The organism is Planotetraspora silvatica, assembly GCF_016863315.1.
Classification (GTDB): Bacteria; Actinomycetota; Actinomycetes; order Streptosporangiales; family Streptosporangiaceae; genus Planotetraspora; species Planotetraspora silvatica.
In genome coordinates this window covers 32,327-44,334 of record NZ_BOOQ01000054.1, presented here as the reverse complement: position 1 = coordinate 44,334, position 12,008 = coordinate 32,327, and the positions used below count along the sequence as shown (strand labels likewise).

The window sequence follows — 12,008 nt, the reverse complement described above, 5'->3', positions numbered from 1 at the left end:
GCTGGTCGGCCAACGCGCTGCGGTGGGTGGCGCGCGAGCCTCACAGGCCGTACTGCTCCAGCAGGCGTAGCCAGAATTCACTGACGGTCGGGAACGGCGGAACGGCGTGCCACAGCCGGTCGAGGGGGACCTCGGCGTTCACCGCGATGGTGGCCGAGTGCTGCAGGTCAGCCACGTCTGAGTCGACGCAGGTGGCCCCGAGGAGTGCCCGGCGGCCGGCGTCGACGACAAGGTTCGCCCGGCCGGTGTAGCCGACGCGGCGGACCATGGCCTTGCCGATGTCGTACTCCACGATACGGACGGTAACACCGTCGGCGCGGGCCCGGGACTCGGTGCGCCCGACCATGCTCACCTTGTGGATCTGGTGCGTGGCGAGTTGCTCGGCGCGGGCGATGTCGTCCCGGTAGTAGGAGTTTCCGCCGTCGATCACCACATCGTCCGGGTCGAGCAGCCCAACGAGCTGGTCAAGCGTGGGCTGCACGGCCGCGGCTGGCACCATCAACCAGACCACGCGCGGCCTGTCAAGTTTCGCCACCAGATCCGCCAGCGAGGCCGCGCCGACCATACCCTCACCGGCAAGCTGCTGCACGGTGCTCTCAGTGCGAGCGTACCCGACACACCGATGGCCGTCCCGCATGAGCCGGCGGACCAGGTTCGCGCCCACGGCTGACCACCACGGTCAAGAAGATCGCGGCCTTCGCAGGCGGCGCGAGGATCTCCTGGGCGAGATCTTGGAGGTTCGTCCGTCGCATCTGTTGTTGGATGATCGGCTTGATTGGTCAGCTCTCGATCCGAACCTGGCGCACATCGAAAGCGACATAGCCACTGAAGTCGCGGCCAACACGGACCGCCGCCGACTCCTTGATGTCCGGATAGGACCAAGCCCCGTCCCTGAGCACCGTCTCGCCGACCAGGACGTCGTGATACTGCGCCCTCCCCTTCCAGGGACAGGTGTAGGGCGTTGGGCTGTCGAGGAGCACGCCGGCCACAACTGAGTCCGGCGGGAAGTAGGCATTCCCCTCCATCCTGACTACCGCCTCGTTCGCAGCCTCGGCCACGACGGTCTCCCCAACCACTGCCTTCATTCCGTTTCCCCTCATCGATCCTTTGGCTGGCCACATTCGCCCTCGTGACTGGCCGAGCGAGCCCCAGGAAGCACCCACCCCGCACCCCTCGATGGCCTCTCCAAGTCGAGACCACCGGCGGAGGCGACGGGCCGTAGCCAGGCGTCGAGTTGGTGCAGTCAGAGCCCGCTTGCGCGTTCAACTAAACGTTGGTACCGGGAAGGGCTCTCCTTCTTACCCGTGTCTTGAGAACGCACAGCCGGACGGATGAGGCGGCGGATGGCGCCGGGCGTCGGTCGGCCATCCGTCAGCCGCGTACGCAACCTCTGGGCAGAACATCCCGCGGCGAAGGGGATCGCGGCCATCCGCACCGAACTGGCCGCCATCGACGTCGACGACCTGTCCAGCCGAGTCACCGAGCCGCCCGGCGGCGGAGCTGGTGCGGTTGGAGCCGCCCCATCCTGCGCGAACGACGCCCGCTGTCGCGGCCGGGACGGGACGCGGCCGTGTGTCGTGGCCATCGCCCGGGCCAGGGCCGAGCGCGGCGGACCGGTCGCTACAACGAGGTCGACATCGGCAGGTCAATCCCGAGTAGCTTCAGCAACTCTGCCGTTGGGACCAGGTAGGCCACGCCTACGCGGATGATTCGGCACGGGAATTCGCCCTTCTTGGCCAGCTCGTACGCCTTGGTCCTGCCAATGCCAAGGGCCCGCGCGGCCGTAAGCAGGTCGATGGTGGCCGGTAGGTGCTGCAGCTCCGCCAGCGTTAGGACCTTCATCTCTTCTCCAAGTAGCTAGCCGGCCGGGTGAACCCGACCACGTCAGAACGAGCGGAATAGGACGCGTATCGCACCACATCGCCGGTACGCGGCGCGTGAATCATCTGACCTGGCCCGACCACCACACCGACATGCCCCGGCCCAGCAGACTGCGGATGCATGAACACAAGGTCGCCTGCCTGCTCCTGGCCGCGAGCAACCACCGGACCACGCCGCCACTGATCAGCGGCCACGGGCGGAATCGCGATCCCGGCGTACTGATAGGCACGCATCGTCAGGCCCGAGCAATCGAATGAGCCTGGCCCCTTCAGCGCCCCACGCGTACGGCTTGCCGAGCTGCATCCGCGCATACGCGATGACCCGCCCCGCGGCGGCACTAGGTGCGACAGGCAACGAGCAGAACTCCTCCCCCACAGGCTCGGAGGAGTATTTGCGGGCGAACTCAAGCACACGACGCACGTACCAGTCCGCGTGGTTGTAGCGCCAGATCGCGCGATACAGGTCGGCGGGTGCGCCGCTCGCCTTCAGGTATCGCGCCGCCGAGGGGATCGCGTCAGCCGGGTCGTAGACATTCGCTCGGCCGTCGCCATTACCGTCCACGCCGTAGGCCTGCCAGGTCGAGCCGAGGAACTGCATCGGCCCCATCGCACCAGCGGCGTTGGCGCCCGCGCGGATTCCCGTAGCGACGCCACGCCCGTGGTCGCTCTCGGCCTTCCCTACCCCTGCCAGTACCGCCCACGGGATGCCGTATGCGTCCGCTGCCTGCCGATACAGGCGCAGGTAGTCAGGCGGGATGCCCTCCGGCCGGCCGCGGCCGCAGCCCGGCGAGCCGCCCATTGCCGTGAATCCGAGGATCAGCCCGAGAGGCAATCCGATGGCCACGCATACGGCTGCCACGATCAGCCGGCACTCTCGGCGAGGCGCTGGGCGCGATGCGGGGAAGCGGGCTCGACCTGCGGCTGGAGATCAAGTCCCCGCACCTCTACCCGGGCATCGAGGGCCGCATCGCCGGCACGCTGCGCCGCAACTCCTCGTGGCTCAGCGAGAACCGGCTCGTCATCCAGTCGTTCGACAGGGACTCCCTGCGTACCTTCAACAAGGAGCTGCCCCAGGTGCCCATCGGCCTGCTCGGGACACCGAGGACCGCGGATCTCGACGACCTCGCCAAATTCGCCGACGAGATCAACCCGCCGTACGCCGACGTCACCCCCTCCTACGTCAAGTGCGTACACGACAACGGCATGAAGATCTTCACCTGGACCGTGAACGATCCCGACGACATGAGCCGCATGACCTCCTACGGCGTAGACGGCATCATCACCGACAAGCCAGACGTGCTGAGCGAACTGGCCGCCACCCCGGACCAACGCGCCGGCAACGAGAAGGCCGATGACGAGTCCTTCGAGAAGCTGACCACCGTGGACGAGATCAACATGTATCAGCGCGCCGCCTGACCGGCGTCCCCAGTGCCGCTTCCCTGGCGTGGGGAGGCGTCCTATTCCGCTGCCCGGGGCGTGGGCCGACAGGGCCACCAGAAAATGTCGGTGGCCTTGCGACCTGGATCACCGACTTCTAAAACACCCGAAGGAGGCACAGCGCCAACGACGGGCTTCCGCCTGTCACACGGGAGCGTCAGAAGATCGAGAAAGAGGCAAGCGTCAACGGCCCTGCGGTGGATCCGGCGCAGACACCGCCGCGTCAAGTGGAGACAGCTGCGACGCCAGTACTGCCGAGGAGGCCGGTGGCCGAGCTACACCCGCTCCACCACGTCAACGCTGACGCCCGGGCGTCAGCGTTTGAAGCGCGCGGATACTCCTCGGCTCCCTGTAGCGGGCCGGACCATGGGTTGAGGATCACTAGGCGGGGGCGCTCAGGGGCAGGCGCAGGATGAAGCTGGCCCCGCCGATCGCGGCTTGGTGGACGTGCAGGGTGCCGTGGTGGGCGGTGGCGATGTCCCGGGCGATGGCCAGGCCCAGGCCGGTGCCTCCGCGGTCACGGCTGCGGGCGGCGTCGAGGCGGACGAACCGCTGGAAGATCCGTTCTCGGTCGGCCGGGGGCACGCCGTCGCCGTCGTCGCTCACCGCCAGCTCGGCGTGCGTTGCCGAGTGGCGAAGCCGTACCCGTACCTGGCTGGTGGCGTGCCGCTGCGCGTTGTCCAGCAGGTTGGTCAGCACCCTTGCGATCTGCCCCGGCACGGCATCGACGACGACCCTGTCGGCCAGGTTCAAGACTGCCGGGTGGAGATCGGTACGCCGGCTGATCTCGGTGCGGATCAGGTTGGTCAGATCGACGTGCTGAGTGGCCTGGGGGACGGTGGCGCCCAGCCGGGCGAGCAGGAGCAGGTCGGTCATGATGTCCTGAACCCGATCCAGGTCCTCCAGCGCGTGCCCGATCAGGTCGGGCAGGTCGGTGACGCAGGGATGCATCTGGGCCTCCTCCAGTCGCACGCGCAGGCCGGCCAGCGGGGTGCGCAGCTCGTGGGAGGCGTCGGAGGCGAACTGGCGTTGCCGCTGCAGCGCTCGTTCGGTCGAGGCTTTGGCCTGCTCCAGACGTCCGAGCGTGTGGTTGATGGTGCGCACCAGCTGGGCGATCTCGCCGCGGCCGGGCGGTTGCGGGATGCGGGTGCTCAGGTCGCTGACGTTGATCGCGGCCAGTTGCGCGCGCAGGAGCTGGATCGGCCCGAGCGTCTGCCCTATGTCTGCCGTGTCAGCGAACACATTCATTTCACTGCCCCCTCAGGCCGTCATCGCCGATCCCAGGTCGCATGGGCCGGCGACGGAGCCGACGAGATGCTCGAACCGACCTTCTGCCGCCACTCGAGGTCGGCGGCGAACTTCCCCGATCACCACCTCGAGCGAACCCGCCGAGGCCCGGTCCGTCGGCGCTCCACGGGGAGAATCGACGGGACGCTCTCCCCGTCCGTCATCAACAGCACGGCATTTAATATCAAATGATACCATATCAAATGAAAGGGTATCGGGTAATATGTCCTCATGACCGGTGACACTCCTCACAGAACCACCCCTTTGCGTGCGACCGATCGCCCTGGGGACGCCTCGCCTTTCGCTCTCGGCTTGCTGCTGCGCCAGGCGCACTGGCGCGCGGCCGCGGTGATGACGGAGGCGCTTCGGCCGCTCGGCATCGAGTTGCGGCATTTTGCCGTGCTGATCGTGCTAGTCGACCGTGGAGCCACGATGCAGCGGGACCTGGCGGCGGCGACGGGGTCGGACAAGGCGGGAATCATGCGGGTTGTAGACGATCTGGAGCGTAGGGGGCTGGCCGTACGCAAGACCGTTCCGGGGGACCGGCGGGTGCGGGCAGTGGAGATCACGCCTCAGGGCGTCGAGCTTTTCGATGCAGCCCATGTGGCGGCGGAGCCGCTGGCTGAGCGTCTGGTCGCCCAACTGGGGCCCGGCGAGCCCGAGCAACTGAGGGATCTGTTGACCCGGTTCGCCTATCCCCCAGGCGATGAGGCGTAAGCCCGGTTGCCTGCCGCTTGGGCACGCTCCGTCTCAGGCGGCTTTCCCGACGGACCCGGCCTTGAGAGCTGCGACCAGCGTCGCCGCGTCGCCCTGATTCAGGCCACGGTCAGACTTCTCCGCCCAGGCGTTGCCACGGGTGACCGCTTGTACAGGCGCGATCTCCTGGACGTTCCGAGGCGTGCCTCGGCTCCGGCGCGTACCTCGTCGGCCAGCGTGAAGATTGTTCCTGTAGCGGAGTAGTAGGCGACGGCAACGTTCGCGGTCGGTTCCCGTGCGAGTCATCTTCCTCGCGATGTTGCGAGGCTCATATACCCACCAAATGGTATTGAATGATACCATCATTGATGATACCGTCGCGAACGTAACAGAGTCGGACACGTTGAGGGGATGAGGAGGTAGGTGATCTTGGACGTCTATGAGGCAGTCAAAAGCCGACGGGCGGTGCGCGGATTCACCGATCGGCATGTCCCGCGGGAGGCGCTGGAGCGCGTGCTGTCCGCCGCAGCTTGGTCGCCGTCCGGATCGAACCTCCAGCCGTGGCACGCCTACGTGCTGACCGGTGCGCCGCTGGCCGAGCTCAAGAAGCGCGCCCTCGAGCGCGTGGCCGCAGGCGACCCCGGGGACGAGCGGGAGTACGAGACGTACCCGCCCGCGCTGAAGTCCCCCTACCGCGAGCGCCGATTCGCCTTCGGCAAGGAACGCTACGGCGAACTCGGTATTTCGCGCGAGGACTGGGCGGCGCGCCAGAGAGCCGCCGCCGCGAACTGGGACTGTTTCGGCGCGCCCGCCGCCCTGTTCTGCTACATCGACCGCGACCTGGGCCGGCCCCAATGGGCCGACGTCGGCATGTATCTGCAGACCGTCATGCTGTTGCTCCGCGCCGAGGGGCTGCACAGTTGCCCGCAGATGGCGTGGTCGGTGTATCGCAGAACCGTAGCGGAGGTCCTGTCGCCCCCGGACGGGCTGATCCTCTTCTGCGGCATGTCGATCGGGTTCGAGGACGTCACGGTGGGTTACGCCCGTACGGGCCGGGCCCCGCTCGAGGAGACGGTCACGTTCGTCGAGGGTGCAGCACTGCGATCACACGCGGCGTGACGAGGCCGTCTCCCGCCTGGTGTGGCTGTCGTCGTTTCGATGTCAGCCACACCTACGACTGGACGAGCATCACGCAGAAGCTGATCCACCGCACGCCGCTGCGGTCGATCAAGGCGACAAGGAGATCGCGCAGGAGCGCATCGCTCCAGCGGGCTGGACTGGACAGTGGTCTTACCCGACCAAGCTGACCCATGGCCCCGCGAAGGGCACACACAGCACGGGTGAGCGGCCGCCGATGAAAGGCAACCCGACGATCAGCCGAGCGGACGTCGCCGCCTTCATGTCCAGGCGGCACACGGCCGCGAGTCGTCCAACGCAGTGCTGCCGTGATCACCGAATGACGACGCTCGGCACGTCGACTTCCTCCAGTGCCTGAAGAAGTGGAATTTCTGGTTCAGAAGAGTCCTGCTTCGGCGCCTCCCGAACCCGTCTTCTCGCAAGCAACACATCAAAAGGAGAGACATGACCGATCAGTTCCGCCTCGGCGGCGACCTTACGGTCGACCGGCTCGGCTTCGGCGCCATGCGCCTGCTCCAGGGCGCCCCGGGCAAACCCGCCCGCGACCCCGAGTCCGCCCGCGCCGTCCTGCGCCGCGCCGTTGAGCTCGGTGTCAACCACATCGACACCGCCCACTTCTATCGCAGCGAGGATGGCTCGGTACGTGCCAACGCTCTGATCCGCGAAGCCCTGTCCCCGTACCAGGACGCCCTGGTCATCGCCACCAAGGTCGGCCCGGTCTTCGGGCCCGATGGTCCCGGCCAGGGCACCGCCGCCGATCTTCGGCCACAAGTCGAAGCCAACCTCGAAAGCCTGGGCATGGATCGCCTTGACCTGGTCTATCTGCGCATCGGCATGGCCGAACCCCCGCACGGAGAGTCGCTCGCCGAACGCTTCGAGGTGCTCGCCGCACTGCGCGAGGAGGGCCTGATCCGCCATCTGGGCATCAGCAACGTCGATGCCGGCCATCTCGCGGAGGCCCGCACGATCGCTCCTGTCGCGGCCGTCCAGAACAACTTCCACATCGCCGATCGTGACGAGATGGCCGTCCTGGACGCCTGCACGCAAGCCGGCATCGCCTTCGTCCCCTTCTTCCCCCTCGGCGGCGGCAGAGCCGATATCAACGATCCCCGCCTGGCCAAGGTCGCCGAACGGCACGGCGCCACCGTTCATCAGGTCGCCCTGGCCTGGCTGCTGGCCCTGTCCCCGGTCGCCCTGGCCATCCCTGGTACTGGTTCCGTGGCCCACCTGGAGGAGAACCTGACCGCCCGGTCGATCACCCTCACCGAGGAGGACCTCGCCAACCTGCCGCAGCCGCCGCGAGCATCCGCCGTGGTGAGAGAGGGCGGATCATGAGGGTTACATATCGCTGGAGATCGGCCTCCTCGGCTCTCAGTGGCGCGAGGGCGACCGGCCGGGTGGTCACGGCTATGAGAAGCGTCAACCAATGAGGGGCGACGAGGGGACGCGTTCCTCGTTACCGAGCCGGGCGGACAACGGCTCGAATTCGGCGGGCCTGCGTGCCCTTCCCCGTCCCGTGGCGGTGGTGGTAGGGGGCGGAGGAGTGCTCGGGGCTGCGCATGTCGGAATCGGGCACGCGTTGGAACAGCGAGAATTCGTCCCGGACCTGATCATCGGAACCTCGGTGGGCGCCCTCAACGGAGCAGTCGCGGCCGCCCACCCCGGTGAGGCCGCACCATGGCTGGATCGCGTGTGGACCCACCTGCGTCGCCGTGAGGTGTTTCCACTCGGCTACCTGCCCTCGCGGGCCAGCATCTGCACCGATCGCGGCCTGCGCATGCTGATCACTCGGGCCGTGCTGCCGTCGCGGATCGAACAGCTGGAGGTCCCCTTCACGGCGGTCGCCATGGATCTGGCCACCGGCGCTCAGGTGCTGCTCGACCACGGAGATCTCGAGTCCGCGCTGCTGGCCAGCGCCGCCATTCCGGGGGTCCTACCCCCGGTGGATCGGGAAGGCCGGACGCTCGTAGACGGCGGGGTGATCGCCTATGTCCCGGTACTGGCGGCCCAGCAGGCAGGGGCGGCCAGCGTGGTGGTGCTGATGACCGGGCCGGAGAGCTGGCCGCTTCGCCCGACCATCCCGCCCCGGCGGGCCGGCGCGGTCGCCGCCAGGGCACGGCTGCTGCTGTGGCACCATCAGATCGAGCGCGACCTGCACGAGGTATCCAAACAGATTCCGACCGTCGTGCTGCCGACCGGCATCGAGACCTGGCCCGCCCCGTGGGACTTCGGCCACTCCCAGCGGCTGATCAATACTGCCTCCCTCGCGGCGGGGCGCTTTCTCGACGAGCTGCGCATCAGTGGGCCCGGCCTGTATCGGGTCGACGGTCCTCCTGCGACATCGGCCGACCTGGGCAAGGCACGGGCTGCCTCCGTATCGGGGGTCGGCCGGTGAGCACTATCGCGTTCCTCAACATCACCATGCACGGGCACATCAATCCGACGCTGCCGGTCGTAGCCGAGCTTGTTCGTCGTGGCCACACCGTCACTTACCACACCTCGCCCGCGTTCTCGAAGGAGATCGAGGCCACCGGTGCGACCGTGTACCTCTACCCGGGGGGTGACCCACCGCTCCCCGATCCGCCGATGCCGGTCACGTTGCTGGAAGGGCTCGCGCGGGCCGCCGTCGGTCTGCTGCCTGCTGTGCTCTCTGATCTGCGTGAGGTCCGGCCTGACCTGATCGTCCACGGCTCCGCCTGCCCCTGGGGCGCGGTCGCCCCCCGCGAACTCGACGTGCCAGCGGCGTCGTTATTCACCATGTTCGCGTTCAACCGGCATGTGCCCAGCCCCACCCGCGCCACATGGGAACTGCTGGCAGCGGCGGCGACCCGGCCCCGCGATGTTCAGGGTTACCTGCGTTCTCGGTGGGGGTTGTACCGGCACTACGACACCCATGGGTTGCCCCTGCTCGACTTGTTGAACGTGCGTCAGCCGCTCAACCTGGTCTTCACCTCACGCGCGTTCCAGCCCGGCGCCGACGACTTCGACCAGTCGTACCAGTTCGTCGGCCCCAGCATCGGTGCCCGTCCACCCGTCCCGTCGTTCCCGGCCGACCGCCTGCAGGCCCCGGTGCTGTACGCCTCGCTGGGCACGGTGTTCGACGCCGGCCCGCGACTGCTGTGCGCCTTCGCCACCGCGCTCGCGCCACTGGGCGGCACCGTGATCGTCGCCACCGGACACACCGATCCGGCCGCGCTGGACCCGCTGCCGGTCAACGTGCTCGCCCGCCGGTTCGTGCCGCAACCAGAGGTGCTGGCCCGTGCTGCGCTGTTCGTCACTCACGGTGGGATGAACAGCGCCAACGAAGCCCTGCACGCGGGGGTTCCGATGCTGGTTGTGCCACAGGGCGCGGATCAGCCGCTGGTGGCCCGGCGAGTCGTCGAGCTCGGCGCCGGCCTGTCGATCCGCACCCAGGACGCCGACGCGGGACGCGTGAACGCGCTCGCCCGGCGCCTGCTCGACGAGCCAGGCTTCCGGGCCGCGGCGGAAGGCTTGCGGGTCGCCCAGCGCGAGGCCGGCGGATATCTGCGGGCCGCCGACGAACTCGAGCGCTACCTGCACCGGGCTGGCCGGTTCAGCCGGCCGGCCCCGGCGGATTCGCCGCGGGAGCGCTGAGCGATGTCACCCATGGTCGTCGTCGTGCTGCTGTTCGCCGGACTGTCCGAGGCCCTCGGGCGGCTCCTGCCTCTGGTGGCTCGCCGGCCCAGCGTGTCGCGGCCCGTTGCCGCCGAATTCCTGCTGATCGGCGCCGTGGTCGAAGGCGCTGTGTTCGCGCTGTGGCCACTGACCGCATGGACCGTTGCCCAGCTGATGCTGTCCGCTCCACCCTCAGGCGTCGCGTTAACCTGGACACCCGGCCTGGTTGCCCCGCTGCTTCTCGCCGCCGTTCTCGCGTTCCCGCTGCTCGGGCCCCTACTGCACCTGCTGCTCCTCGGAGGGGTCGGGGTCGGTCTCGTCGCCCCGCTCGCCGCGACGACGGGGCTGGGCTGGTGGGCTGCCGCAGGCTGCGTGGCCATCGCCGGAGTCGGGCTGGCCGCCGCCATCGATGCTGTTCGGCGCCTGGTCGCGAAGGTTGGCGTCACCGGTGCACAGGAGCTGATCACATAATCGATTTCCCACTCCTTGTCCTGGTGCTTGGTCCGATCCTGCTCGCAGAAGCTCTGCTCGCCCGCCACGAGGTGATGACCTACACCGTCGGCTGGCGGACTCCTACCACCGAGCTCCCAGAGGGCATGCCCTACGCCCGGGGTGCGGACCCCGATCGGCCTCCGGACGCCTACCTGGTCTATCTGGACGGCATCGGGAAACGCCGCTTCCGCGACACCCGAGACGGGGGGCAGCTGGTCAAGGCCCTGATCGCCGGAGCGCCTGAGCTACGGGTGCTGGGTCAGGTGCAGCCCTACTCCCCGCTGGCCGACCCGCTCGTCAATCGGCCTGCGTGGGAGTGGCTCCGGCACCACATCGGGCTCTTGCTGTTCCTGCACAACGTCATGCAGATCTTTGTCGCCGCCGACCACCGGTACCGTCCCCTGTACAACCGCGCCGTAGGCACTCAGGTCGCCAACCACCTGCGGCTCGCCGGTTACCAGCCCGACAGTGGCATACCCGTGGTGCTGCTCAGCTACAGCGGTGGCGCCCAGGTCGCCACCGGCGCGGTTGAAGAACTGCGCGCCCAACTGCGCACCCCGCTTCTGCTGATCACTCTCGGTGGGTTCCACAACGGCGCCAACGATCTCACCCACGCCCATCATCTGCATCGACTCACCAGTGCTAGCGACTGGATTGAGCGGGTCGGCACCTGGATGTTCCCTCAGCGTTGGCGGCTGTTCCGCCGTAGTGGATGGAATCGGGCCGCCCGCCTGGGAAAGATCACCGTGCACCGGCTTGACCCGGCCACCCACATGGGGCGGCGCAGCTACATCAGCCCGGAGGCGCAGCTGCCCGATGGCCGCAGCTACCTCGACCGCACCGCCGACACTGTGATCGCACTCATCCGTGCCCACCGCGGCGCGACCGCTGCGACAGATGATCCGTCGCCTCAGGGGTCGGCCAAGGCAGCGCAGGGCGACAAAACCCTGAACCACCGGGATGACCTGCAAGGGCCGTCTCGATGGTTCTCGGCATTTCGCGGCTGATCACAGAGTCAGGGCCCTGAATGTACCCTCGGCCCGAGGCAAGGCCCGGCACGCGCGGTGATCAGGGGCGTTGGACAACGAGTTCGGCGCCGAGCTGGGCGTACAGCTCGAGCTGGTCGTAGAAGACGCAGTGGGCGGCGATGCGATCGCCGTCCATGGTGCGCAACGAGCACCCGCGTACGTTGACGCACCGGCCGGTGGCCTCGATGATCTCGCCGTTCGGCATCAGGAACGGGCCGCCGTGAGTACAGGTGACGGCCCACTGCGTGACCACGAGGTTGCCGCAGACGACGGCCCTGCTCCAAGGCGTCCAGTGAATGTCGGGGAAGCCCGTGAGGAACGCGCCCAGGAACGAGGCGATCTCGCCGCGACCCTCGCCCACGCCGGCCGGCGACACGTGGACGGCTCCGTCGGTGTACACAGCAGAGCGGCCTCC

Annotated in this window: 15 protein-coding genes; 8 read left to right on the top strand and 7 right to left on the bottom strand. The window is 68.1% G+C overall.

The features are described 5' to 3' along the window. Positions 1-40: 40 nt before the first annotated feature. The 5 genes from Psi02_RS34865 to Psi02_RS34845 form a co-directional block, all read right to left on the bottom strand. Positions 41-664, bottom strand: coding sequence for an NAD(P)-binding domain-containing protein (locus Psi02_RS34865; RefSeq protein ID WP_275415324.1), 624 nt, complete (start codon positions 662-664; stop codon positions 41-43). A gap of 115 nt (positions 665-779) precedes the next feature. Further along, positions 780-1,085 (bottom strand): DUF427 domain-containing protein, encoded by a 306-nt coding sequence (locus tag Psi02_RS34860; protein WP_203980126.1) that lies wholly within the window; start codon positions 1,083-1,085, stop codon positions 780-782. Between the two features lie 535 nt (positions 1,086-1,620). Beyond that, a complete protein-coding gene (locus tag Psi02_RS34855) occupies positions 1,621-1,842 on the bottom strand; it encodes a helix-turn-helix domain-containing protein (RefSeq protein ID WP_203980125.1) in 222 nt (73 codons plus the stop codon). After that, complete coding sequence (locus Psi02_RS41205) at positions 1,839-2,114, bottom strand: NlpC/P60 family protein (protein WP_203980124.1); 276 nt, start codon at positions 2,112-2,114, stop codon at positions 1,839-1,841. Before Psi02_RS41205 ends, Psi02_RS34855 begins: the two co-directional genes overlap by 4 nt. Further along, a complete protein-coding gene (locus Psi02_RS34845) occupies positions 2,065-2,724 on the bottom strand; it encodes a lytic transglycosylase domain-containing protein (RefSeq protein WP_203980123.1) in 660 nt (219 codons plus the stop codon). The genes Psi02_RS41205 and Psi02_RS34845 overlap by 50 nt, the downstream gene beginning before the upstream one ends. On the opposite strand from Psi02_RS34845, the gene Psi02_RS34840 reads away from it, so the two are divergent. Further along, entirely contained in the window at positions 2,688-3,296 is a 609-nt protein-coding gene (locus tag Psi02_RS34840) for a glycerophosphodiester phosphodiesterase (RefSeq protein WP_373317736.1), read from the top strand. The two genes, Psi02_RS34845 and Psi02_RS34840, sit on opposite strands and share 37 nt — an antisense overlap. 402 nt (positions 3,297-3,698) lie before the next feature. Here the strand turns inward: Psi02_RS34840 and Psi02_RS34835 are convergent, their stop codons facing one another. Then, complete coding sequence (locus tag Psi02_RS34835) at positions 3,699-4,565, bottom strand: sensor histidine kinase (RefSeq protein WP_203980121.1); 867 nt, start codon at positions 4,563-4,565, stop codon at positions 3,699-3,701. Between the two features lie 351 nt (positions 4,566-4,916). On the opposite strand from Psi02_RS34835, the gene Psi02_RS34830 reads away from it, so the two are divergent. The 7 genes from Psi02_RS34830 (at position 4,917) to Psi02_RS34800 (ending at position 11,572) form a co-directional block, all read left to right on the top strand. Next, on the top strand, positions 4,917-5,321 hold the full coding sequence (locus tag Psi02_RS34830) for a MarR family winged helix-turn-helix transcriptional regulator (RefSeq protein WP_203980120.1): 405 nt from the start codon (positions 4,917-4,919) through the stop codon (positions 5,319-5,321). A 408-nt stretch (positions 5,322-5,729) separates the two neighbouring features. Beyond that, positions 5,730-6,419: a nitroreductase gene (locus Psi02_RS34825; protein WP_203980119.1), complete on the top strand. Its 690-nt coding sequence runs from the start codon at positions 5,730-5,732 to the stop codon at positions 6,417-6,419. Positions 6,420-6,881: 462 nt separating this feature from the next. After that, on the top strand, positions 6,882-7,772 hold the full coding sequence (locus tag Psi02_RS34820; protein ID WP_203980118.1) for an aldo/keto reductase: 891 nt from the start codon (positions 6,882-6,884) through the stop codon (positions 7,770-7,772). Positions 7,773-7,863: 91 nt separating this feature from the next. After that, on the top strand, positions 7,864-8,832 hold the full coding sequence (locus tag Psi02_RS34815) for a patatin-like phospholipase family protein (protein ID WP_203980117.1): 969 nt from the start codon (positions 7,864-7,866) through the stop codon (positions 8,830-8,832). Next, positions 8,829-10,052: a macrolide family glycosyltransferase gene (locus Psi02_RS34810; protein WP_203980116.1), complete on the top strand. Its 1,224-nt coding sequence runs from the start codon at positions 8,829-8,831 to the stop codon at positions 10,050-10,052. The genes Psi02_RS34815 and Psi02_RS34810 overlap by 4 nt, the downstream gene beginning before the upstream one ends. Before the next feature lie 12 nt (positions 10,053-10,064). Next, positions 10,065-10,544: a hypothetical protein gene (locus Psi02_RS34805; RefSeq protein WP_203980115.1), complete on the top strand. Its 480-nt coding sequence runs from the start codon at positions 10,065-10,067 to the stop codon at positions 10,542-10,544. A 23-nt stretch (positions 10,545-10,567) separates the two neighbouring features. Then, positions 10,568-11,572, top strand: coding sequence for a hypothetical protein (locus Psi02_RS34800; RefSeq protein WP_203980114.1), 1,005 nt, complete (start codon positions 10,568-10,570; stop codon positions 11,570-11,572). Positions 11,573-11,633: 61 nt separating this feature from the next. Here Psi02_RS34800 and Psi02_RS34795 read toward each other — a convergent pair whose 3' ends face one another. Beyond that, on the bottom strand, positions 11,634-11,993 hold the full coding sequence (locus Psi02_RS34795; protein ID WP_203980113.1) for an ester cyclase: 360 nt from the start codon (positions 11,991-11,993) through the stop codon (positions 11,634-11,636). Positions 11,994-12,008 lie beyond the last annotated feature (15 nt).

What these genes read in the sequence shown, in the direction of transcription:
- Psi02_RS34860 (WP_203980126.1), bottom strand. Translation starts at nt 1,085, where the DNA reads ATGAAGGCAGTGGTTGGGGAGACCGTCGTGGCCGAGGCTGCGAACGAG.
- Psi02_RS34855 (WP_203980125.1), bottom strand. Translation starts at nt 1,842, where the DNA reads ATGAAGGTCCTAACGCTGGCGGAGCTGCAGCACCTACCGGCCACCATC.
- Psi02_RS41205 (WP_203980124.1), bottom strand. Translation starts at nt 2,114, where the DNA reads ATGCGTGCCTATCAGTACGCCGGGATCGCGATTCCGCCCGTGGCCGCT.
- Psi02_RS34835 (WP_203980121.1), bottom strand. Translation starts at nt 4,565, where the DNA reads ATGAATGTGTTCGCTGACACGGCAGACATAGGGCAGACGCTCGGGCCG.
- Psi02_RS34820 (WP_203980118.1), top strand. Translation starts at nt 6,882, where the DNA reads ATGACCGATCAGTTCCGCCTCGGCGGCGACCTTACGGTCGACCGGCTC.
- Psi02_RS34815 (WP_203980117.1), top strand. Translation starts at nt 7,864, where the DNA reads ATGAGGGGCGACGAGGGGACGCGTTCCTCGTTACCGAGCCGGGCGGAC.
- Psi02_RS34805 (WP_203980115.1), top strand. Translation starts at nt 10,065, where the DNA reads ATGGTCGTCGTCGTGCTGCTGTTCGCCGGACTGTCCGAGGCCCTCGGG.